The sequence below is a fragment of the Hyunsoonleella aestuarii genome, assembly GCF_006148925.1.
Classification (GTDB): Bacteria; Bacteroidota; Bacteroidia; order Flavobacteriales; family Flavobacteriaceae; genus Algibacter_D; species Algibacter_D aestuarii.
Genome location: NZ_VAWB01000001.1, coordinates 1,703,051 through 1,727,492, shown reverse-complemented (window position 1 = coordinate 1,727,492; position 24,442 = coordinate 1,703,051). Strand labels below are relative to the sequence as shown.

The window sequence follows — 24,442 nt, the reverse complement described above, 5'->3', positions numbered from 1 at the left end:
CTGAAATAAAATACAAACGGTTTAATATGCTTTTCTCCTTTACTGCCAAGCTTCTATTTTAATTTTGAGATTTAACTTTAATTTTTTTTGGCGGAATTACAGAAGGTGCCAATCCTTTCTCTTTCATTTTTGTATTAACTGCCGATTCCATTTTAAGTCGCATTAACCTGGATCGTCCATCTAAAAAATTAGATCGCAACTCCTTAACCTCATTATTTAATCGTGCTATTTCATAAACTTTTTTATCAGCACTATGAGAGCTAGCAATCATCACGATAGCTAAACCTGAAATAAAAATGATGAACCTCCAATTCTTAAAAGAGTCATCGCTAACTAGAAATGTTCCTTTTAATATTTTCTGAATTCTTTTTTTCAATTTATGCTTTAGATTTTTTCAGCAATGCGCAGCTTAGCACTTCTAGCTCTGTTGTTTATTTTTATCTCTTCCATAGTAGGAACTATAAGTCCGTTTACTTTTTTAAGTGGCACTTCAAAATTTCCAAATACATCGCGCTCTGGCTCTCCTTCAAACATTCCGTTACGAATAAATCGCTTAACTAGCCTATCCTCTAATGAGTGGTAAGAGATAAAACTTAATCTTCCCCCTTCAGTCAAAATTTCTGGTGTCTGCAATAAAAATTCTTTTAAAGCCTCAATTTCTTGATTCACTTCTATTCTTATTGCTTGATAAATTTGAGCCAAAACTTTATTCTCATGCCTTGGAGGTAAAAACTTTTTTAGAACCTCTTTTAGCTGTTTACTCGTAACTATTGGCTCATTTTCTCTGTACTCAACAATTAATCTTGCCATGGCAGGAGCTGCACGTAATTCTCCATATTGATAAAGAACATTTTTCAATTGCTCTTCACTATACTCATTAACCACTTTCAATGCCGACAACTCATTTTGTTGATTCATTCGCATATCTAAATTCGCATCAAAACGGGTTGAAAATCCACGTTCAGCAACATCAAATTGATGTGACGAAACTCCGAAATCTGCCAATACGCCATCAACTTGTTTCACTCCATGAAACCTTAAAAACCGTTTTACGTACCTAAAATTCTCATTAATCAGAGTGAAACGTTGGTCATCTATAGCGTTTTCAAGAGCATCTAAATCCTGATCGAACGCAAATAACTTTCCATCAGCTCCAAGCCTTTTTAGTATTTCTTTACTATGACCACCACCTCCAAAAGTCACATCCACATAAATACCATCGGGTTTAATATTTAACCCATCAACGGTTTCCATTAGCAAAACAGGGTTATGATATTCCATAATCATCATCTTGTCCCATAACTTCTTCGGCTAAATCTGCAAAATCTAAAGCTGCATCATTTATTGCTTGTTCGTATAAATCTTTATCCCATATCTCCACAATATTGATTGCAGAGGCCACAACAATGTTTTTCGAAATATTTGCAAACACCGTTAAGTCTTTTGGAATTAATAATCGACCATTTACATCTGCCTCTACCATTTTAACACCAGCGGTAAAGCGGCGAATAAAATCATTATTCTTTTTCTTAAACTTATTAAGCTTATTCACTTTTTGCATAAGTACCTGCCATTCTTTAATAGGGTAAAGCTCTAAGCATTTTTGAAATACAGAACGACGCAAAACAAAGCCATCTTGCAAAATGGATGACATTTGTTTTTTCAATGCAGCAGGCATCATTAATCGCCCTTTTGCATCGACTTTACATTCGTATGTTCCTATTAATGAATCCAATTAGTTTGGTTGGCGTTTTGGTGTTTAAGTTTCAAATATATCGAAAATTTTACCACATTTTACCACTTTATACCACTTTGTTAATAATTTTTCGTTTAAATGTCTTTTATCGACGATTATTATGATTCCAATAAACATTACTCTCTTATTACCAGTCACTTAAAAAATAACATCAATAAAGATTAACGATTGTTAACATCTTACATTTGCGCTATTATCTGCTTGAATCATTTATTTACCTGAAATTTGAATGAAATAACTATATTTGTTTTTAACCAAATGACTAACTGATTAATGACGCATCGCTTAAAAGAAGAAAAAAATTACCGTTATATCGAAGTTGGAGAAGGCACGCCTATAATTGTTCTCCATGGTCTTATGGGTGGTCTTAGTAATTTTGACTCTGTTACAAATTTTTTCAGCTCGCAAGGTTATAAGATTTTAATTCCTGAATTACCTATTTATACCATGTCGTTATTAAAAACGAACGTTAAAAGCTTTGCTAAATACCTTAATGATTTCATAGCATTTAAAGGTTTTAAAGAAGTGATATTACTTGGAAACTCTTTAGGAGGCCATATAGGTTTATACCACACCAAATTGTATCCCAAAAACGTAAAAGCACTTATAATCACAGGAAGCTCTGGCTTATATGAAAGTGCTATGGGAGGTGGCTATACAAAACGAAGTGACTACGAAGTTATCAAGAAAAAAGCTCAAGACGTCTTTTACGACCCTGCTGTAGCAACCAAAGAAATCGTAGATGAAGTTTACGAAACTGTAAACGATAGAAACAAACTTGTAAAAACCCTTGCCATTGCCAAAAGTGCAATTCGCCATAATATGGCTAAGGATTTACCTAAAATGCAAACACCAACTTGTATTATTTGGGGTAAAAATGATAATGTTACTCCACCTGAGGTCGCCAAAGAGTTCAATGAATTGCTTCCAAATTCTGACCTATTTTGGATTGATAAATGTGGGCATGCCGCTATGATGGAACATCCCGATGAGTTCAACCAAATTATGAATGCTTGGTTACAAAAACGAGAACTTTAAGCTAGAGCTTAATAAAATTCAGAAATTTTTAACGAAATATACATTCTCACCTATTAAGAGAACAAAGAAACATGAAAATTAAATCTGCTGAATTTGTAGTAAGCAATTCCGATGTTGATAAATGTCCAAAAAGCCGATTACCAGAATACGCCTTTATTGGTAGAAGTAATGTTGGTAAATCCTCTCTTATAAACATGCTAACTAGCCGAAAAAGTTTAGCAAAGACCTCGGGAAGACCAGGAAAAACGCAACTAATTAATCATTTTTTAATTAACAAAAATTGGCATTTGGTAGATTTACCCGGTTATGGTTACGCTAGGGTTTCTAAAAGTGCTAAAAAGGTATTCCAAAAGTTTATTACACAATATTTCGCTTTAAGGGAACAGCTAGTGACAGCATTTGTATTAGTTGATATACGCCATAAACCACAACCCATTGACTTAGAATTTATGCAATGGCTAGGAGAAAATGGGCTTCCATTTTCTATCATATTTACTAAAGCTGATAAGTTGAAACCTAAGGCTATAGTTAACTATGTCCAGGACTATAAAACCATTTTATTAGAAACATGGGAAGAAATGCCAAATTACTTTATTACTTCCTCTTCTAAGGATATTGGCAGAGACGATGTATTAGAGTATATTGACCAATTGAATCGAAATATGGAGTTAGAAAAAAATTAACTCTTAATATTCAACGTATTACTTAACACAATATCAAACTCACTATACCTAGTCTAATAATTTATGCTAAATTCAAGAATCCCTTTCTGGAATATTAACACCATTTAGTAGCAACGAAATACCCATAGCTAATAACCAAAGTGTTTTTACATGGAATACTGGTTTATAAACTTCAAAGTTATCTGGTATAGACAGAATAATTCCCATTGCCACAAATCCTAACAAAAGTGTAAACCAGCCCAACCATTTACCTACAATGTTCCATTTTATAAATCCATATCCTAATAAAACTAAACCTACACCTGAAAAAATTCGACCAAAACGTACAAAACAGGTTACATATTGATTGGTAAATAGAATGCTATCCATAAACTCCTGAATTTCATCTGGAGATTTGCCAGCCGTTTGTCCAACACCCCAAGCGCCGTAGTTATAAAAATACGCAGCCGCAATAGCAATAGTAAAAGTTCCTACAATAACCATACCTGCACCAGGAAGCATTAACACGCGATAAGGTTTTCTTGCTGTGATAGACACCAATGCAAACATGGAAATCGCCATGGTTACCCATCCAAATATATGAAAGCGATACATCCAAATCCAATACCATAAATCTTCGCTAATAGCACTAAAATCTGATGCCACAATATATTCACCTATATGATGCGGTGAAAGCACCCAACCTCCCCATAATAATACCGTAGCAACTATAAAGGCCCAACCTGTAAATTTTGTTTCAAAATCTTTTTTCATAATGTATAATTTGTAGTCGTCTTGAAAATTACTAATACTATAAATGTTTTCTTGTAACATAAGTTACAAAATGAAAATTTGTATTAAAAATTATGATACCAAAGTATTGTTTTTAATAATATACTAAACTGATATCCGTCAATTTCAATACAATTAATTAAGCTGACTAATATCATTGTCCGAACTAGACAATTCATGTAATATTATATTATTAATTAGATTCTTTAATATGCCACGTAGTTATTGTAACATAAGTAACAAAGGGAAAGTTTTAGAAATTGTAATTTAGAGAGATTTTCTTTTAAGAACCTATAATTTAATCATTTTGAAAAGAAGAGATTTTGTTAAAAAAGGAACATTAAGCTCATTTGCGACACTAATTGGTGCAGATATTATTTTTGGTTCAAATTTACCGGATGGCTACATTCCTCTAGCCATACAAGAGCCTGATCCTTTTAAAATGTTTAACAAACATAAAGACATGATTGTGTTAAACGACAAACCTTGGAATATTGAAGCACAAGCACACTTACTAGACGACAAAATCACACCTAACTCTTGTATGTTTATTCGAAATAATGGTTTAATACCTGAAAATATTGATGCTAAAAAATGGACACTCACTATTGATGGTGAATCGGCCAAGATTAATAAAATATACACTTTAACGGAGTTAAAAACAAAATTTAAACAATACACTTATCAATTAACCATTGAATGCGGTGGAAATGGTCGGAGTGAGTTCAATCCGACAGCAAAAGGTAATCAATGGACTTTAGGAGCCGTGCACTGCGCTTCCTGGACAGGTATTCGTTTACGAGATGTTTTAAAGGATGTAGGCATTAAAAACAATGCTGTTTATATAGGTTTTCATGGAGTAGATTTGCATTTGAGTCAAGACCCAACTAAAGAACCTATTTCGAGAGGATTCCCTATGCAAAAAGCGTTTCAAGATGAAACTTTATTAGCATTTAAAATGAACGGTGAAGATATTCCTTTAGTGCATGGATACCCTTTACGTTTAGTCGCTGGGGGTTGGCCAGCTTCGGTTTCTGGAAAGTGGGTGAATAGAATTAGCATAAGAGATCAAGTACATGATGGCACAAAAATGACCGGTGATGCATATAGAATTCCCTGCAATCCTATTGCCCCAGGAGAGAAAGTTAAAGATGAAGACATGTGTATAATTGAATCTATGCCTGTAAAATCATTAATTACTTATCCGAAATCTGGTGCTACTATAAAAGAAGGGCGTTCTTTAAATATTCGTGGACATGCTTGGGCGGGAGAATTAGAAGTTGCTAAAATGGAATACTCAATAGATTTTGGATCTACTTGGAAATTATGTGCAATTGAAAAACCTTTAAACAGATTGGCGTGGCAACACTTTAATGCATTGGTTAGCTTTCCTAGAAAAGGATACTATGAAATATGGGCAAAAGCAACTGATTCAAACAATAAAGCACAACCTATGCTTTTACCGGGATGGAATCCTAAAGGGTACTTAAATAATGCTTGTCATAGAATCGCTGTAAAAGTAAATTAAATGCCTAAAGAAGAAGATTATAAAAAACTCATTAATAAAGTAACTCGATTAGTATTTGTACTTTTTAGTCTGTTTTTAATAACAGGTGGATTGATTGTATATTACACTGTTAACCCCAGTTATTTTCATAGTACAGAATCTAAGACCATTGTTAATATTCCTTTAGAAGAAGATGAAGATAGAATAGAAAATGGTATTCATATAAGGACTGGATTAATAAACAACGAGGGATTAATGACCGTAGTAAATAATTGCACCAACTGTCATTCATCAAAATTACTTGTTCAAAATAGAATGAATGCTGAACGCTGGAATGCAACTATTAAATGGATGCAAGAAACCCAAAACCTATGGGATTTAGGAAAAAATCAAAAGGTAATAGTCAATTATTTAGTTACAAATTATCCTCCAAGAGACATGGGTAGAAGAGCGCCCATAGAAAATATAAATTGGTATTATTTAAAAGAATAAAAAAGAAATTAGTTTAAACCTTAAAAAAAATAATCATGGAAAAATATTTAGACGCTTTTATTAGTGCTTTCAATGGCACATTAAGTTGGACTTGGAAATCTATAATCTTTGAAGTGCCATGGTACACGAATTATTTTTGGGGACTTGTAGCAATTTCAATTTTTGTTTGGGTTTTAGAGATTGTATTCCCATGGAGAAAAGAACAATCAATCATTAGAAAAGATTTCTGGTTAGATGGATTTTATATGTTTTTCAATTTTTTCATCTTCTCAATTGTCATTAGTGGTGTTTACAAAATTCTTGGGCTACTATTTTTAGATGTAAATATTACTGCCAAAACTTTTGCGTTATTTGACATTTCATTATGGCCAATGTGGATTCAGTTATTAATATTCTTTATTATTCTTGATTTCGTACAATGGTTCACACATGTATTATTACATAAATATCCTTTTTTATGGAAATTCCATAAAGTACACCATAGTGTAAAAGAAATGGGTTTTGCAGCACACTTAAGATACCATTGGATGGAAAATATACTATACAAGCCGCTAAAAACTTTTGGCGTCATGCTAATTGGTGGTTTTGAACCAGAACAAGCATATATCATTCATTTTATAACCATTGCAATTGGTCATTTAAACCATGCGAATATTAAAATAACATGGGGGCCACTTAAGTATGTTTTCAACAACCCCGTAATGCATTTATACCATCATGCCTACGTTCTACCTAAAGGAAAATATGGTGTGAATTATGGCATTAGTTTAAGTCTTTGGGATTATATATTTAAAACAAATTACATTCCTGAAGATAGTGGAACTGTAGAAATAGGTTTTAAAGGTGATGACAAATTTCCAAAAGATTTTATTCATCAAAACATTTATGGGTTTAAAAAAGGACAAAAATAATTCTTATGAAGATTAGGTTTTTACATCCAATGCATCTCTTAAAGCATTACCAATAAGCATAAATGACATTACTAAACTCATAATGCATAGTCCTGGAATAATTGCTAAATAGGGTTTACCGAGTATAATATAATTATAGTGATCTTTAATCATAGCTCCCCAACTAGCCATAGGTGGTTGAGCACCAATTCCCAAAAAACTAAGACCACTTTCAATTAAAATTGCTGCAGCAAAATTAGCAGCCGAAATCACAATAACAGGTGCCATTATATTCGGCAAAATGTGCTTGGAAATAATTCTAAAGTCGTTAAAACCCAATGCTCTTGCTGCAGTAACATATTGCATTTCCTTTACACTAATAATTTGACCTCGAACTACTCGAGCTACTTCAACCCACATGGTTAAACCAACAGCAATAAAAACTTGCCAAAACCCTTTACCTAAAGCCAATGTTATTGCGATTACCAACAACAATGTTGGAATGGACCAAGTCACATTAATAATCCACATAATTACAGCATCTACCTTACCTCCAAAATAACCAGCTAAACTTCCCATAAAAATCCCAATAAGTAGCGAAATAAAAACAGCTACAAATCCAATAAAAAAAGAAACTCTAGCACCAACCAAAACACGACTCAGTAAATCGCGGCCATATTTATCGGTTCCAAAAACAAATGATTTTTCATTTATAAATGATTTATAGTTTCCTTCCGGAAAAGCTTGCAACGGAATGCTCTTAGAAACAACTATAATACCATCCGAAGCATATTCGGTGTAAAATAAATTATCTTTATCCACTTTAAAATCGCTTATCGCTATTTCAGTAATTGTGTTTTTTTCTCCATAAAAAACCTTAGATAAAAATGATTGTTTATTAATATTCTGATTAGGCATGGTTAGCATTTGAACCTTAAAACCTGGTTTTTTAGAATGTATGGACAAATGCATTTGATTAGCATGCATAGAATTGTCAGGAGCTAGTGCGTAAGCGAAAATAGATATGAAACCAACGAAAAGAATAAAAAATAAACTAAAAACGCCCCAAACATTTTTCTTAAATTTTTGGAGCGCTAATTGTCTTAATGAGTGCGATTTATAACTCATATATTTTTCCTAATCCTTAACCGAAGCAACTTTTTTAATGCCTTGAGATGTGCGCAAATCTTCAAGAACATTCAATGCTTCTTCTATATATACGTCTTGACTTAAGCTTTCATACCAACGTTCACGTTTCTCTTTCAAATCAGTGGTATCAGATTCAAAAAGCTCTTTTTCATAAGCAAGAGGTTGAAATGTTAAATTTGTTTTATAATCGGAAAGTGCATCAAAACGTTTCGCCTCTTCTTCATTTAAATCAAGTTTAGCTTTATATTTTTTATAGTTTAATGAAAATACTGTGTCATCAATTTTACTTTTCACCCATTTAGCATTTTCTTCAATAAGTTTTAATTGCTCATTATTACTCATTCTTTCCGCACTACTTTTAATAGTTTGGTCATAATCGAAATAATTATCCCAAACAGTATAATCGGCAGCGTCAATTACATCATAAGGTAGCGGATTATCTTTATCTTTTTCTCCTACATCAATAAAACTAAAACGTCCAGGCACTTTAACATCACTTTTTACTCCTTCCAACTGCACCGAACCTCCATTAATTCTATAATATTTTTGAGTGGTTAATGCCAAAGCTCCTAAATCACCATTGGAATTATTTCGAACCAAATTGTTCAGGTTCAGAACATTTTGAACAGTGCCTTTCCCATAAGTTTGCTTACTACCAATTACTATAGCTCTCTTGTAATCTTGCATTGCTGCAGCCATAATTTCTGACGCCGATGCTGATATTTCGTTAACCAATATCACCAATGGACCATCCCAAGTAATGGATTTATCTCGGTCTCTTAAAACCTCCTTAGACTCGCCTGTTGAACGGACTTGCACAATTGGACCATCTTTTATAAATAATCCCGCCATATCAACAACAGCTGGCAAGGAGCCTCCTCCATTATTACGCAAATCTAAAACCAAGCCTTCCATGCCTTCAGCCTTTAGTCTTTCTACTTCAAGCTTAACATCTTTAGCGGCATTTAATTTTTTGTAGTCATTAAAATCGACATAAAATGCAGGTAAATTAATAACGCCAAACTTCTTATCATCCTTTTCAACTAATGATGCTTTTGCGTAGGTTTCTCCTAATTCTACAACATCACGAACAATTTCTATATCTTTTACAGTACCATCAATTTTCTTAATGGTTAATGTTACCTTCGTTCCTTTTGGTCCTTTTATATACTTGATCGCATCACTAATTCGCATTCCTACGATGTTAACAGGGAATTCTTCATCTTCTTGCTTAACTTTCAAAATAATATCTTCCACTTCCAACTCTTTACTTCTCCAAGCTGGGCCACCAGAAATTAATTCAACTATTTTAATATTGTCCATGCGTTTAGTTAATCTAGCTCCAATTCCTTCGAGCTTTCCAGACATACGCTGATCGAAATCTTCTTTCCCTTTTGGAGCTAAATAATAGGTATGTGGATCAAACTCTTCAACGATAGCGTTGACATATATAGCAAACCAATCTTCACGCTTTAAGTCGTCGATATTGTCGTTGAAATAGATATCAATAGATTTTAAAGTTGATTCACGAGCTTCTTTTTCAATCTCTGCTTCTGTTTTAACAACATGAGATGGGTCTCTTTCTTTAATTCGATTTTCGTCTTCAAATAAATCATCATAGTTACTAAGCGTAGAAAACTTTAATTGTTTTCTCCAGCGCTCTTTCATTTGCTTCTTATTTTTTGCAAACTCCATATTTTCATAATCGGTATCAAACTCTTCATCTAAAGTATAATCGAATGGTTTTAACAAGACTTCAGCATAAATCTCTTTAGCCTCTTCAATGCGTTTTAACATACGCTCATGTACCACATTGAAAAATGTAATATCCTGTGCCTTGAGTTGATCGTCTAACGTTAATTTAAACTTTTCGAAATCCTTAATATCAGATTCATAGAAATATCGTTTAACTGGGTCGATAGTTTCAATATAGTCTTCATACAACTCAGCCGAAAATTCATCATCCATATCAATTGGATCAAAATGACCTTGCTGTAAAACATATGTTATAACACGAACTAATAATTTATCCTTATCTGGATCATCAAACGATTTGGCTGTAAAACTGCATGAAGCAAAAGCAAGCAGCAATACCAAAAACAACATTTTATAATTCCTCTTCATAATTTTTTTCATCTGTTAATATTTCATATTTCTATGGAAAATACCGCATATTTTCTACTAAAATAAAGAAAAAACTATGCCAATAAAGTTAATTGCTACTAATTTTTTGTTAAACTAAAGAAATTAGGGCTTTACAACGTAAATTATGTATTTTAGCGATGCCTAAAGTGTTAAACTTATGACCGAAAAGCCATTAATTCTAGTTACCAACGACGATGGTATTAATGCACCTGGAATAAGAACTTTGATATCTGTTATGAAGACTTTAGGGGATGTTGTGGTTGTAGCTCCAGATAGTCCTCAAAGTGGCATGGGTCATGCTATTACTTTAGATTCGACTTTGTATGCAGAACGGGTAGATTTTGGAGATGATACAATTAAAGAATATAGCTGTTCTGGCACCCCAGCAGATTGTGTAAAACTTGCAATTCGAGAATTACTGCCTAAAAAGCCCGATTTATGTGTTTCTGGCATTAATCATGGCTCAAATTCGTCCATAAATGTAATTTATTCTGGTACCATGAGTGCCGCTTTAGAAGCTGGTATTGAAGGCATTCCTGCCATTGGCTTTTCTTTACTAAACTATAAATGGCAGGCGAATTTTGAAGCTTGTAAATCGTTTGTGAAAAACATTTCTGAAAACGTTTTAAAACATGGATTACCTAACGGTATTGTACTAAACGTTAATATCCCAGACATTATAGAATCGGAAATAAAAGGCATTAAAGTTTGTAGACAAGCAAGAGCTAATTGGGTTGAAGAATTTGATAAAAGGGTTAACCCACAAGGAAAAGAATATTACTGGCTTTCTGGCAAATTTGTTAATTTAGATGAGGGTGATGACACTGATGAGTGGGCCTTAGAAAATAATTATGTTTCACTCGTTCCTATTCAGTTTGACTTAACGGCACATCGCCTTATTAACGATTTGAAAAACTGGAATTTAAAATAGATTTATTAAAACAAACAAAAATGAAAAAAGAAGTTTTAATTGGTGTACTTATAGGTTTAATTGCTAATGTGTTTGGTTTGTTTTTAGCTGCTACCCTATTGGGACAAGGTGATGATTTTATGAATGTTATAAAAGCAGCATCCAATGAAGGCTTTCTTGGTAAATTAATAAGTCTCGGAGCTATTTTAAACTTAATTGCTTTTTTTATTTTTATTAAAAAAAGACAAGATTACAGAGCGCGGGGTGTTTTACTAATTACTGTTTTTATTGCTGTTTTTACTTTTGTTTTTAAACTCTTCTAAAATGAAGTATTATATAATTGTTGGCGAAGCTTCTGGCGATTTACATGGCTCAAACCTTATGAAGGCTTTACAAAGAGAAGATGTAAATGCTGATTTTAGGTTTTGGGGTGGCGATTTAATGCAAGGTGTTGGCGGCACACTTGTAAAACATTACAAAGAGCGCTCATTCATGGGGTTTATTGAGGTAATCATGAATCTTTTTAAAATTTTCAAGGATATCTCATTATGTAAAAAAGATATTGAAAGCTATGCCCCAGATGTCATTATTTTTATTGATAATTCAGGTTTCAATTTACGTATCGCCAAATGGGCAAAGCAAAAAGGTTATAGAACTAACTATTTTATTTCTCCTCAAGTTTGGGCATCGCGCGCGAAAAGGGTTTATGCCATTAAAAGGGATATTGATGCTATGTACGTTATACTGCCTTTTGAGAAAGAATTTTATGAAAGCAGATTTGATTACGATGTTACCTTTGTAGGACATCCTTTAATTGATGCTATATCGGATAGAAATCAAGTTGATGAATTCGAATTTAGAAATGAACACGTCCTAAATGACAAACCCATTATAGCGCTTTTACCAGGAAGTAGGAAACAAGAAATAAAGAAGACCTTATCGGTTATGCTAAGTTTAGCTGATGATTATCCTAATTATCAATTTGTAATTGCAGGAGCGCCAAGTCAGGAATACGAGTTCTACAAACCATTCATTACTAAACGTAATATTGGTTTTGTTCCAAATAAAACTTACGACTTACTTAGTGTTTCCACTGCGGCATTAGTAACTTCTGGCACAGCCACTTTAGAAACAGCCTTGTTTAAAGTGCCTCAAGTAGTATGCTACAAAGGAAGTAATATTTCATATCAAATTGCCAAGCGAATTATTACGCTTAAATATATCTCGCTCGTTAATTTGATTATGGACAAAAAAGTAGTGACAGAGCTTATCCAAAATGGCTTTAACAAAAAGCAATTGCAAAAAGAATTGGACATTATTTTGGACCCTTATGAGCGCACCAAATTCTTTATGAATTATTATGAGCTAGAGAAAAAATTGGGAGGTAAAGGCGCAAGCGAAAAAACAGCTAAGTTAATTTTTAAGTCACTTCAAGATTAGCAAGATTAATGAGAAAAATTCTAGTTCTTATTCTCCTAATAGTTGCCTTTTATAGCTGTAAATCCTCAAAGCGATCAAAAAATTCCACGTCATCTAAAGTAATAACAAAAAAATCAAAACAAAAAACTAATAGTCTTACTTCCAATGAAGTTATCCCCATTGAAGATAAAATTATTAATTATGCCAAATCCTTCAAAGGTGTTCGTTATAAATGGGGTGGCACGAGCAAATCAGGGATGGATTGCTCTGGTTTAATCTTTGAGTCTTTTAATGCACATAATATTTATCTCCCCCGGATATCTAGAGACATGGCCAAAAAGGGCACTAAAATTACCTTGAAAAACACTCAAAAAGGGGATTTACTATTTTTTAAAACTGGAAAAAACAGAAGAAACGCGATTAACCATGTAGGCTTAATTGTTAAAGTAAACAATAAAGACATTACATTTATTCATGCTACCACAAAAGCAGGTGTTATTACCTCTTCCTTATCTGAAAGCTATTGGCAAAAATCCTTTTTTGAAGCACGTCGTATTTTATAAGATATTTCTTATATTTAAACCGCATGCGCCTTTTAAATTTCACCATTATAAAACTGACCGTTTGTCTTATAATTGGAATTGCAATTGGTTACTCCTTTCAAATCCCATTGCAGACCAATATATACCTTGTAGTCAGTTTATTTTCAATATTCCTAATTTCATTTTTAGTATCTAGAAAGCAATTTATTAAAACTATTTGGTTTGGTATTATAGCATATACCATGATGATTTGTTTGGGTATGTTGGTAGTTAATTTTCACAATCAAAAGAATTTTTATAATCATTATAGTGAGCATAAGAGTTTTAAAAATAATTCAACTTCGCAAGTCACCTTTAGGATAAGAGAAGTATTAAAACCTGGAAATTATTATGACAAATACATCATCGATATTTTAAAAATCAATGATTCCATTGTAACTGGAAAATCATTACTTAACATTGAAAAAGACTCTTTATATGCTAAACTAATTGTAGACGAAATATTCATTAGCTATTTAGATCTTAAGGATCTTATTCATCCATTAAATCCGCACCAGTTCGATTACAAAATTTATCTCGACAAGCAATACATTTACCATCAATCATTTATTAAAAATCAAGAATTATTTAAAGTTAAAACCAGCACTAAAACGTTATTTGGAATTGCCAACACAATTAGGCAGTATATTAATTCTAAAATGGAAAGCCATTCATTTAAACCAGATGAGCTTGCCATTATTAATGCCTTACTATTAGGGCAACGTCAGGATATAAGTAAGGAAATTTATGAGAGCTACACCAATGCTGGCGCCATACATATTTTGGCGGTTTCTGGTCTGCATGTTGGAATTATTTTACTCATTCTAAGTATCGTTTTAAAACCCATAGAATACTTTAAATATGGCAGACCTCTAAAGATTGTTTTACTTGTTATCTTCCTATGGGCTTTTGCTTTGATAGCTGGTTTATCCGCTTCCGTTACACGCGCTGTCACCATGTTTAGTATTGTTGCAATAGCCATGAACTTAAAAAGACCTACAAACATTTATAACACCTTGGCTATTTCCATGTTTGTAATTTTACTATTCAAACCGTTATTTTTATTTGATGTAGGTTTTCAACTAAGTTATTTGGCAGTATTCACAATAGTATCGATAGATCCTATATTATACAATCTATGGAAAACTAAATATTGGATTCTCGATAAACTATGGCACACTCTAACCATAACGGTTTCCGCTCAATTTGGTATTATTCCAATTAGCTTATACTATTTTCATCAATTCCCAAGTTTATTTTTTGTTTCTAATATAATCATCATTCCTTTTCTTGGACTTATCTTAGGAATAGGTCTATTAGTTATCCTATTGACTTCTATAAATTTGTTACCAAATTTTCTAGCTAACTTTTATGGAGGCATCATTAGTAAAATGAATGGAATTGTTGGCTGGGTTTCGAGTCAAGAATCCTTCTTAATCAAAGACATACCCTTCAATATTTTATATGTTTTAACAGGCTATGTATTGATTATTGCCCTGGTTAGATTATATAAGAAACAAGATTATTTCAGCTTAAAATTCTTCTTAATTTCCGTTTTACTTGTACAAGCCGCCATGCTCTACACCAAGTTAAACAAACCATCGAACCAATTAATAATCTTTCATAAAAGCAGAAGCAGTCTCATTGGACATATTACTAAAAATGAAATGTCTGTTGCATCCAATTCCGATTCCCTTTCAGCTTCAGCATCAACAACCAAAATAATCAAATCTTTTACTGTAAAGAGTCATATTAAAACAATCAAAAAAGACACCTTAAAACCTTTCTACATTTTAAACAATAAAAAGCTTCTGGTTATAGACAGTTTGGGTATTTACAACACCAAATTATTCAAACCTGATTATGTGCTTTTAAGAAAATCCCCTAAAATTAATTTAAATCGACTTATCGACTCTTTGAATCTCGAGCAAATAATAGCAGATGGCAGTAACTACAAATCGTATATCGAAAGATGGAAGAAGATTTGCAATAAAAGAAAACTCCCATTTCACCAAACTGGCGAAAAGGGAGCCTATATTATTGATTATTAGAATCTTTTAACCTTGAAACTCTGCCTTAAAAGCTTTCGCATAAGCTGTAAATTTTTCTTGGGTATCCATTTCTTTATAAGCATCGTCCTTAAACAGTTTCAAATAAAGCTCTAACCCTTGCGGTTGTTGATAGCCTTTTATTGGAGCTATCATTTTACCTTTTTCATCTATAAAAACTATAGTTGGGTAAGCATTTATCTGAAAATAACGGGTCAATTGGTGTGCTGAATTTCGTCTTTTTGCATTTGCTGGATTATAGTTTGGATTATCATATGTTTTACCATCAAAAGTAACCACATCGTTACCTTCACCATTAAACTTAACTGCATAATAATGCTTATTGACATAGTCCACAACATCCTTGTTATGAAATGTATTTTTATCAAGCATCTTACAGGGACCACACCAATTGGTATAAACATCTACCATAATCTTTTTGGGCATTTTCTTTTGAAGCTTTACCGCTTCTTCCAAAGTCACCCAATTAATTTCTTGTGCTAGAGCATTTATTGAAATTAAACAACATGCCATAAATAAATATAAAATCCTTTTCATCTTTCTATTTTTTTATAATATTATTTGCAACAGCCAACCATTTTTGAGTTCCTCCACGCACATATCCAGTACTGCCAAGACTGTTTAAATTCATTTTTCCATCGGGTTTCTTTTCTGGGTTCACAAAAAATATCTTCGGATACCCTGTAACTTTAAATATTTGCTGTAACTGATAATTCTGAACCTTTACTGATTGCTCTTGAGGTGCTCTTCTTGGAAAGTCCAATTCCATAAGCACCACATTATCTTTCGCCCAAGCTTCAAAATCTTCAGTTAATAATACTTCGCGCTGCAATCTTTTACACCACCCGCACCAATCAGATCCAGTAAAAAACATGAGTACTGGTTTGTTTTCATTTATGGCAATTTCGGAAGCTTTTGTCATATCGGTATGCCAAATTGCTTTTTGAGCGTTGCTGAAACTATAAGCTCCAATAAATATTAAAAATCCAAATATTGTCTTTTTCATAACCCTTTATGTTGCAAAACCTATTCCGAACTTACAAAAAAAGCTCCTAAACAGGAGCTTTTTGAGTTTATTTTAACTTTTTATTCGATTAACGAACACCATGCATGAGTTTTTTCAATAATGGGTGTAACATTAAGGAAACAAGACCCAACCCAATAGGTATAAAAGTAAATATCAAAAAGAAAAACGAAAGACCATGTTCGCTCGTAATTTTTTCTATATCGCCGCCTACATAGTGTGCCAACTTATTACCAATTGCTATTGCCAAATAATAAACACCAAACATAAATGCCACCATACGTCCTGGAACTAGCTTACTTAAATAAGATAACCCCATTGGACTTAAGCACATTTCTCCCAACGTATGGAACAAATAAGCAAATACCAACCACGCCATACTTAGGCTTGCTGTTTGAGCTCCAAGCGGCACATCTTTTGCACCGAAAGCTAAGAAACCAAATCCAATTCCCAATAGAGCTAATCCTAAAAAGTACTTCACTGATGCAGGTGGATTATATTTACTATCCCACCATTTCGTAAATAGGGGTGCAAACATAATAATAAAGAGAGAGTTCAATATAGCAAACCATGTAATTGGAACTTCTGTTTCGGTAGATTGAAATTCAATGTATAATTTATATAAAACTATAGCCCAAACTATAATAAAACTAAAACCTAGAATAATATTAGATAAACCTATTCTATTAAAAGTTTTTCTAAATAAACTTAAAAGGACATAAGTTATGACACAAAGCGGCACCACAGTAACTATTAAGTCAACAATTTTAAAAGTTGTTGCTGCACCTCCTTCCAAAATTCTGTTAGTATAATCTCTGGTATAAATTGGGAGTGATCCTGCCGCTTGTTCAAATGCCGCCCAAAAGAAAATAGTGAAAATACAAAAGATTGAAAAGGCAATCATTCTATCTCTTTCAACGGGAATATATCTTGGTATTCTAACTAACAGAAGTAAAATAAATGTTATCGCAGCTAATAATGCGAAAAACAGAGAATCTGCCATTCCTGCAACAGTGAAATTAAAAGTATAAATGTTCCCAATTTTACTTAAGGGGTCGTTAATTATAAAAATCATTGCTGAAATTATAAAGACACCTATAAGTAAATAATCAATCGTTAAAAACCTATTTAATTTTTCTCCCCTGCTCGAAACCTCCTTATAATTATTGGCTAAATCATCTATTATATCGACATTCTCATTTTTCGGTTTATCACCAATGTTACCAAAGAGTGATTGTGCATAATAAAACTGAAGCATCCCTAAAAGCATAAATATTCCAGCAAGACCAAAACCGTAACTCCAACCAATTTTCTCTCCTACCCAACCACAAAGCATAATTCCTATAAAGGCTCCGGCATTTACACCCATATAAAAAATATTATAAGCGCCATCCTTTTTCTCGTCATGGCCTTCATACATCTTAGAAATAATAGAGGTCATATTAGGTTTGAAGAATCCGTTACCAACTATTAAAAATGCAATTCCAATGTAAAGAAATGTTGGTGTTTCAGCAGCCATAGAGGCGTGACCGAGAGTCATTAGTAAAGCACCAATAACAACTGCCATTCTATAGCCAATTTTATTATCTGCCAGCCAACCACCAACTAGAGGGGTGAGGTAAACAAGCATTGCATAAGTTCCTAATAGAGAAAGTGCTGCTTCGGACGTCCATTCCCACCCTGGGTTATCTCCAATAATCGCCCCAGTTAAAAAAATCACCAAAATAGCACGCATTCCATAATATGAAAAACGCTCCCACATCTCGGTAAAAAATAAAACAAACAATCCTGATGGATGCCCTAATACTTTGTCTTTAAAAAAATGATCGGTTGAATTTTCTTCCATGATAATATGTATTAATTATCAGCTAATTCAAAACCTTCTGCTTCATCATGAATAACATGTTCGTCATCTTCAGCGCCATGAGTTAAGTGTTCTAATTTTTTTCTTATAGCTAACACCAAACCTCCTAAAACAACACAAAAAACTGCAATACCCGTAAAAATTGTATATTCTCCAAGACTTTCTGACCATTCCCCGAGGAGTCCTGCTAGCTTACTTCCAAAACCTGTCATAGCAAAATAAATACCCATCATTAAAGAAGCATATTTAACAGGCGCTAATTTTGTAGTATAGGACAACGCCACTGGAGACAAACATAGTTCCCCTACTGTGTGAAACAAATACGCTAACACCAACCAGTACATCGCTGAAGATCCTGTTGATTCATATTGTGCTGTTGCAGCAGTCATAAAAAAGAAACCTGTTCCCATAATAATGAGGCCAATTATCATTTTAAACAAACCTGAAGCCGCTTTCCCTTTTAATTTACGAGCTGCCCAATATGCTGCCACAGAAGTTCCTAAAAAGATAATAAACATTGCATTTAAAGACTGAAACCATGTTGCTGGAACTTCCCAGCCCATAAGCATTCTATTTGTTTTTTCAGAAGTATAGATATTCATTAAACCTCCAGCTTGCTCAAACGCCCCCCAGAAAACTATTACTAATAAAAACGAAAGAAGCAATACCACAACCCTGTCTTTTTCAATTTTGGTAAGTGGTTTTTTCATTAGCTCCTTATCTTTATCATTTTGAGATGCTCCTAAAAAATTACCTACATGAGTTAAATGTTTTAACCCTATAAGATATTGTATTAAACCGGCTGCCATTCCTATTCCTGCAAGTCCAAATCCATAATGCCATCCATGAACTTCTCCAACATAACCAACAACTAAACTAGATAAAAATGCCCCAACATTTATTCCAATATAAAAAATCGTGAAACCTTTATCTCTTCTTATATCACCTTTTTCGTACAAACCACCAACCATTGTAGATATATTTGGCTTAAGCATACCTACTCCACAAACAATCAGTACTAATCCAGTATAAAAGGCCCACATTTCCTCAACTGCCAATATACTGTGTCCTAATACCAATAAAACTCCTCCAACTAAGACAGACTTTTTTTGACCTAATAACTTATCTGCAATTATTCCTCCTGGGATCGACATCACATAGACCATCATGGTATACCAACCATACAAGGCTAAAGCTTCACCATTGGACCATCCTAATCCTGGATTTGCATCGGTAGTCAGACCGACTAAATATAATACCAAAATAGCCCTCATTCCGTAATAAGAAAAGCGTTCCCACATTTCGGTAAAAAAGAGCACAAATAATCCTACTGGATGTCCAAATAATTCTTTTTGTTTAATCGTAGCTGAATTCGCCATATATATAATTGTTAGTTAGTATTCTATCCTTTAATTTCCACTTTTTCCTTTACTCCAACTTTCTCTTCCTTATTTCTTTTATCACCAAGATTATTATGGATAAACTTGGTCATTTTATTATATAAATGAAGTCTAGTATTTCCGCCGTAAATCCCATGATTATCATCTGGATAAACTGCCCAATCGAATGGTTTATTAGCCTGAATTAATGCTTCTGCTAATCGCATGGTATTTTGTAAATGTACGTTATCATCTGCAGATCCATGCACTAATAGAAAATCGCCTTCAAGTTTATCTATATGATTAATTGGTGAGTTATCATCATAACCACTTGGGTTTTCTTGTGGTGTTGTCATATAACGCTCGGTATAAATAGTATCATAAAAACGCCAACTGGTTACTGGTGCAACGGCAATTGCCATTTTAAAAACATTGTTGCCTTTAAATAAACAATTACTACTCATAAAACCTCCATAACTCCACCCCCATATTCCGATTCTAGTTTTATCAATATACGGTAATTCGCCTAATTGTCTTGCTGCCTGAATCTGGTCTTCAACTTCATACTTACCCAATTCGTTCTGCGTTACTTTTTTAAACTCGGCACCTTTAAATCCTGTACCACGACCATCTACACAAACTATAATATAACCTTCTTGTGCTAAATGTTGAAACCAGTAATCGTTTGCACCGTTCCAACTATTTTCAACCGATTGGGATCCTGGTCCAGAATATTGTGTCATAAATAGCGGATACTGTTTAGAAGCATCAAAATCGGCTGGTTTAATCATCCACATATTTAAATCGTTTCCATTTACACGAATAGTACTAAACTCTTTTTTAGAGGTCTTATAATTAGAAAGATTTTGTGATAAGACATCATTATCTTTTATGCTTTTTATAAGATTTCCTGAAGCTGAACTATTTAGAGAGTATTCAGGCGGTATCGAAGCACTGGAAAAAGTATTGATAAAATATGAAAAATCGGCACTAAATGATGCGTTGTTCGTTCCTTCACTTTTGGTTAATCTTTGTTTATTTCTACCGTTAAGCTTAATTGAATATACGTCTCGATTTATCGAGCCATTTTCAACAGACTGATAAAAAATTCTATTCGTATTTTCATCATAACCATAATAATTAGTGACTTCCCAGTTCCCTTTTGTAACTTGATTTATAAGCTTACCTTCTTCACTGTAATGATAAATATGATTAAAACCGTCCTTTTCACTTGTCCAAATAAAACTATTGTCTTTTAAAAAAGTAAGATTATCTGTTACATCTATATAGGCCTTGTCTTTTTCTGCTAGCACTAAATTAGATGTGTTTGTTTTCGCGTTAATCATCCACAAATCCAATTCATTTTGATGTCTATTCATGTAATGTGCGCTCAAAACATCGGGTTTATTTGTCCATTCGATACGTGGAATATAAAAGTCGTTATAAGATTTCCCCAATTTAACTTCGTTAGTTGCTCCATTATTAAGATTATAAATATAAAGCGACACTAGCGAATTAGTTTCTCCTGCTTTAGGGTATTTAAATACGTGTTGTGTTTGATAAAGCCCAGTTCCATAAACATCCATAGAAAACTCTGGAACGTTGGTTTCATCAAATCTTATAAAAGCTATTTTATTGCTATCCGCATTCCATTCGAAGGCACGAACAAAAGCAAATTCTTCTTCATAGACCCAATCGGTAATACCATTTATTATTTCATTCTTTTTACCATCAAAAGTTATTTGTATGGTTTCCCCAGACTTTAAATCTTTCACAAATAAGTTATTATTTTTTGCATAGGCGACTTTAGTTCCATCTGGAGAAAAAGTAGGCTCTTGTATTTTATCCTCAGAAATTAAGTCAAGTGATTTATCATTGATGGTATAAACAAAATAATTCCCCAACACAGAACGACGAAAAATAGATTCTTCATTTGTAGCCAAAATTACTTTTTGCTCATCGTTACTAAATTTATAATCTGTGAAGTAAGCCAGATCTTCCAAATCGGCAGAACTAACAAGTGTTTTAATTTTCTCTAAAGTCTTGTAGTCGTAAATATCTACCGACGTACTTCTGGAAGCTTGATCAAAATTTAAAACAGAATATTGTTGTCCATTCTTCATAGAATGTAGCACATCCATACCTTCTGTTCTAAAGGTGCCATTCCAAATTTCTTCTATACTAATTTGTTTTGTCTGTGCTGTTAAAATTGTTGCTAAAAAAAGGCAGATGCCAAGGGAAAAATTAAGGTATTTCATTTGTAGATTGCTACTGTTTTAAATAGTTTATTATCACGTTCCAAAGTGCGAGAATCATTAAAATTAAATAATGAATTTTGGGCGTTTCATTAAAAAAAATGTTTATTTCATAAAATGATGTCAAGTTTACTAAAAATTATGCAAAAAACCGTAATTATTAACACTTAAATAACTTGGTAAATCAAGATATTCAATATTCATACCAAGAGTCTTATCTTTGCAACTTAAACTAATTTTTATGAGTAAAACGATTGCTGGTTTTTCTAAACTATCTAAATCAAAAAAAATAGACTGGATAGTTAATACCTATTTTTCAAATTCTGATGATGCTAAAAAAATTATTAAGCAATATTGGAATACGAACGAAAAGATTCAGCAATTGCATGATGAGTTTATAGAAAACACGATTACAAATTACTATTTACCCTTAGGTGTAGCTCCTAATTTTCTTATAAACGACAGACTTTATACCATACCCATGGCCATTGAAGAAAGCTCGGTTGTCGCTGCAGCTAGTAAGGCTGCTAAATTTTGGTTAGATCGAGGTGGTTTTAAAACCGAAGTGATTTCTACAACTAAAATTGGACAAGTTCACTTTATTTATACCGGTGATTTTAATAAACTTAAAACTTTTTTTAATTCAGTTAAACCAAAACTTTTAAGTGAATCCAAACACCTTACCAAGAATATGGAATCCAGAGGTGGTGGTGTCTTAGATATTGAATTACGAGATAAAACAGAAAATTTGGAGGGTTACTACCAGCTACATGCCTCGTTTGAAACGCTGGATGCTATGGGTGCCAATTTTATAAATTCATGCTTAGAACAGTTTGCAAAAACGTTTAAAAATGAAGCTTTAGGATTTGACCTTTTCTCGGAAGAAGAGAAACAGATTCACATTGTTATGAGCATCTTATCTAACTATGTTCCCAACTGCTTGGTTAGAGCTGAGGTTGGTTGCAAAGTGAATGAACTAACAGAAAATGATTCGATATCGCCTCAAGAGTTTGCAAATAAATTTGTTCAAGCTGTTAACATTGCAGAAATAGAACCCTATCGTGCCGTGACCCATAATAAAGGGATTATGAATGGTATTGATGCCGTGGTATTAGCTACAGGGAACGATTTTAGAGCCGTTGAAGCTGGTGTGCATGCTTATGCTTCAAGAAAAGGTCAATACAGTAGTTTGTCTCATGCCAAAATAGAAAATGGCATTTTTAGTTTTTGGATGGAAATTCCATTGGCTTTAGGCACTGTTGGAGGACTTACTAAGCTACATCCATTAGTTAAATTATCTCTTGAATTATTACATCACCCTTCTGCCAAAGAATTAATGCAGATTGTGGCGGTAGCAGGATTGGCTCAAAACTTTGCAGCACTGCGTTCGCTCACTACAACTGGTATTCAGCAAGGTCATATGAAAATGCACTTAATGAATATTTTAAATCAATTTGAAGCTAGTAAGGAAGAAAAAAATATTTTAACGACATATTTTAAAACCAATGCTGTTAGTCATAGCGCCGTTGTTGATGCCATAAATAAGCTTAGAATAAAAAGTGAATAGTAACAAATTCTATAGTAACGGTAAATTATTACTCACTGGTGAATACGCTGTATTAGATGGCGCTTTAGCATTAGCCATTCCTACCAAGTTTGGTCAATTACTTGAAATAAATTCGATTGACAAACCAAAAATTATTTGGAAGAGTTTTGATGAAACCGACGCCATTTGGTTTGAAAGTAATTTTGCTATTGAAAATATAGGTAATGAGACCAAAGCCCCGAACAATATCGAAGATCGACTAATTCAAATATTATGTAGTGCAAGGTCTTTAAATCCAAGATTCTTGAGCGACAACCAAGGTTATCAAGCAACAACTAAATTAACTTTTCCAAAACATTGGGGACTGGGCACATCTTCGACATTAATCAATAATATTGCTCAATGGGCTCAGGTTGACCCCTATAAGTTACTAGAATTAACATTTGGCGGAAGTGGATATGATATAGCATGCGCCAAAAATAACACCCCAATAACCTATCAATTAGCTTCTAATAACAAAGAAAAAAGAGTAGCTAAGTCTGTCGATTTCAACCCATCATTTAAAGAAAATATCTTCTTTGTTTATTTAAATAAAAAACAAAACAGCCGCGAAGGAATTAAACACTATCATGCAAATAAACAAAATGCTACATCATGTATTAAAGACATCAACTTGATTACCGAAAAGGTAATTTCCTGTAAAAACTTAGAGGATTTTGAATACCTTATCGATAAACATGAAAACATTATAGGTGACCTTACCAATCAAACACCTATAAAAAGGCTCCTATTTAATGATTATAAAGGAAGCATAAAAAGTCTAGGTGCCTGGGGTGGCGACTTTATTATGGTTACTTCTCGAACCAACCCCGAAGCCTATTTTAAAGAAAAAGGGTTTAACACCATCATTCCATACGAGAAAATGGTATTATAGTGCATAAAAAAAGCCTCAAAATTATTAAGG

Annotated in this window: 23 protein-coding genes; 12 read left to right on the top strand and 11 right to left on the bottom strand. The window is 33.2% G+C overall.

The window, feature by feature from the left end:
- Positions 1-58: 58 nt before the first annotated feature.
- From FEF17_RS07810 to mraZ, 3 genes are read right to left on the bottom strand one after another with little or no spacing between them, the layout of a single operon-like run.
- The gene (locus tag FEF17_RS07810) at positions 59-376 is read right to left on the bottom strand and encodes an FtsL-like putative cell division protein (protein ID WP_139001784.1); all 318 of its coding nucleotides are present in this window, start codon (positions 374-376) and stop codon (positions 59-61) included.
- Between the two features lie 8 nt (positions 377-384).
- A complete protein-coding gene (rsmH, locus tag FEF17_RS07805; protein ID WP_139001783.1) occupies positions 385-1,281 on the bottom strand; it encodes a 16S rRNA (cytosine(1402)-N(4))-methyltransferase RsmH in 897 nt (298 codons plus the stop codon).
- Positions 1,268-1,735, bottom strand: a complete 468-nt coding sequence (gene mraZ / locus FEF17_RS07800) for a division/cell wall cluster transcriptional repressor MraZ (RefSeq protein WP_139001782.1) — start codon at positions 1,733-1,735, stop codon at positions 1,268-1,270. The genes rsmH and mraZ overlap by 14 nt, the downstream gene beginning before the upstream one ends.
- A 294-nt stretch (positions 1,736-2,029) precedes the next feature.
- Between mraZ and FEF17_RS07795 the strand changes: the two genes are divergently transcribed.
- A complete protein-coding gene (locus FEF17_RS07795; protein WP_139001781.1) occupies positions 2,030-2,794 on the top strand; it encodes an alpha/beta fold hydrolase in 765 nt (254 codons plus the stop codon).
- A 71-nt stretch (positions 2,795-2,865) separates the two neighbouring features.
- A complete protein-coding gene (yihA, locus tag FEF17_RS07790; RefSeq protein WP_139001780.1) occupies positions 2,866-3,477 on the top strand; it encodes a ribosome biogenesis GTP-binding protein YihA/YsxC in 612 nt (203 codons plus the stop codon).
- A gap of 72 nt (positions 3,478-3,549) precedes the next feature.
- Here the strand turns inward: yihA and FEF17_RS07785 are convergent, their stop codons facing one another.
- Entirely contained in the window at positions 3,550-4,230 is a 681-nt protein-coding gene (locus tag FEF17_RS07785) for a hypothetical protein (RefSeq protein ID WP_139001779.1), read from the bottom strand.
- 325 nt (positions 4,231-4,555) lie between these two features.
- Between FEF17_RS07785 and FEF17_RS07780 the strand changes: the two genes are divergently transcribed.
- The 3 genes from FEF17_RS07780 to FEF17_RS07770 are packed head-to-tail and all read left to right on the top strand — an operon-like array spanning position 4,556 to position 7,158.
- Complete coding sequence (locus FEF17_RS07780) at positions 4,556-5,776, top strand: sulfite oxidase (RefSeq protein WP_139001778.1); 1,221 nt, start codon at positions 4,556-4,558, stop codon at positions 5,774-5,776.
- On the top strand, positions 5,777-6,247 hold the full coding sequence (locus FEF17_RS07775) for a monoheme cytochrome C (RefSeq protein WP_139001777.1): 471 nt from the start codon (positions 5,777-5,779) through the stop codon (positions 6,245-6,247).
- A gap of 35 nt (positions 6,248-6,282) precedes the next feature.
- Positions 6,283-7,158: a sterol desaturase family protein gene (locus tag FEF17_RS07770; protein ID WP_139001776.1), complete on the top strand. Its 876-nt coding sequence runs from the start codon at positions 6,283-6,285 to the stop codon at positions 7,156-7,158.
- 12 nt (positions 7,159-7,170) lie between these two features.
- On the opposite strand, the gene FEF17_RS07765 is transcribed toward FEF17_RS07770, so the two are convergent.
- Positions 7,171-8,265, bottom strand: coding sequence for an ABC transporter permease (locus tag FEF17_RS07765; protein ID WP_139001775.1), 1,095 nt, complete (start codon positions 8,263-8,265; stop codon positions 7,171-7,173).
- A 9-nt stretch (positions 8,266-8,274) separates the two neighbouring features.
- A complete protein-coding gene (locus FEF17_RS07760; protein WP_139002157.1) occupies positions 8,275-10,410 on the bottom strand; it encodes a carboxy terminal-processing peptidase in 2,136 nt (711 codons plus the stop codon).
- Positions 10,411-10,588: 178 nt separating this feature from the next.
- Here FEF17_RS07760 and surE point away from each other — a divergent pair, with 178 nt between their 5' ends.
- From surE to FEF17_RS07735, 5 genes are read left to right on the top strand one after another with little or no spacing between them, the layout of a single operon-like run.
- Positions 10,589-11,362, top strand: a complete 774-nt coding sequence (gene surE, locus FEF17_RS07755) for a 5'/3'-nucleotidase SurE (protein WP_139001774.1) — start codon at positions 10,589-10,591, stop codon at positions 11,360-11,362.
- Positions 11,363-11,382: 20 nt separating this feature from the next.
- Positions 11,383-11,664 (top strand): hypothetical protein, encoded by a 282-nt coding sequence (locus FEF17_RS07750; RefSeq protein ID WP_139001773.1) that lies wholly within the window; start codon positions 11,383-11,385, stop codon positions 11,662-11,664.
- 1 nt (position 11,665) lies between these two features.
- Complete coding sequence (gene lpxB / locus FEF17_RS07745) at positions 11,666-12,781, top strand: lipid-A-disaccharide synthase (RefSeq protein WP_139001772.1); 1,116 nt, start codon at positions 11,666-11,668, stop codon at positions 12,779-12,781.
- Between the two features lie 8 nt (positions 12,782-12,789).
- Entirely contained in the window at positions 12,790-13,323 is a 534-nt protein-coding gene (locus FEF17_RS07740) for a C40 family peptidase (protein WP_139001771.1), read from the top strand.
- Between the two features lie 23 nt (positions 13,324-13,346).
- Positions 13,347-15,392 (top strand): ComEC/Rec2 family competence protein, encoded by a 2,046-nt coding sequence (locus FEF17_RS07735; protein ID WP_139001770.1) that lies wholly within the window; start codon positions 13,347-13,349, stop codon positions 15,390-15,392.
- Positions 15,393-15,398: 6 nt separating this feature from the next.
- On the opposite strand, the gene FEF17_RS07730 is transcribed toward FEF17_RS07735, so the two are convergent.
- From FEF17_RS07730 to FEF17_RS07710, 5 genes are all read right to left on the bottom strand, one after another.
- Positions 15,399-15,947, bottom strand: a complete 549-nt coding sequence (locus FEF17_RS07730; protein WP_139001769.1) for a thioredoxin family protein — start codon at positions 15,945-15,947, stop codon at positions 15,399-15,401.
- 4 nt (positions 15,948-15,951) lie between these two features.
- A complete protein-coding gene (locus FEF17_RS07725) occupies positions 15,952-16,416 on the bottom strand; it encodes a thioredoxin family protein (protein ID WP_139001768.1) in 465 nt (154 codons plus the stop codon).
- 88 nt (positions 16,417-16,504) lie between these two features.
- Positions 16,505-18,280: a peptide MFS transporter gene (locus tag FEF17_RS07720; protein WP_139001767.1), complete on the bottom strand. Its 1,776-nt coding sequence runs from the start codon at positions 18,278-18,280 to the stop codon at positions 16,505-16,507.
- Positions 18,281-18,291: 11 nt separating this feature from the next.
- Positions 18,292-19,677, bottom strand: a complete 1,386-nt coding sequence (locus tag FEF17_RS07715; protein ID WP_139001766.1) for a peptide MFS transporter — start codon at positions 19,675-19,677, stop codon at positions 18,292-18,294.
- 23 nt (positions 19,678-19,700) lie between these two features.
- Positions 19,701-21,935: a S9 family peptidase gene (locus tag FEF17_RS07710; protein WP_139001765.1), complete on the bottom strand. Its 2,235-nt coding sequence runs from the start codon at positions 21,933-21,935 to the stop codon at positions 19,701-19,703.
- 238 nt (positions 21,936-22,173) lie between these two features.
- On the opposite strand from FEF17_RS07710, the gene FEF17_RS07705 reads away from it, so the two are divergent.
- Together FEF17_RS07705 and FEF17_RS07700 are read left to right on the top strand one after the other, a co-directional pair.
- Positions 22,174-23,499 carry a hydroxymethylglutaryl-CoA reductase, degradative gene (locus FEF17_RS07705; protein ID WP_139001764.1) on the top strand — a complete coding sequence of 442 codons (1,326 nt, stop codon included), beginning with the start codon at positions 22,174-22,176 and terminating at the stop codon, positions 23,497-23,499.
- Positions 23,492-24,412, top strand: a complete 921-nt coding sequence (locus FEF17_RS07700) for a GYDIA family GHMP kinase (RefSeq protein WP_139001763.1) — start codon at positions 23,492-23,494, stop codon at positions 24,410-24,412. The genes FEF17_RS07705 and FEF17_RS07700 overlap by 8 nt, the downstream gene beginning before the upstream one ends.
- The last annotated feature ends 30 nt before the right edge of the window (positions 24,413-24,442 follow it).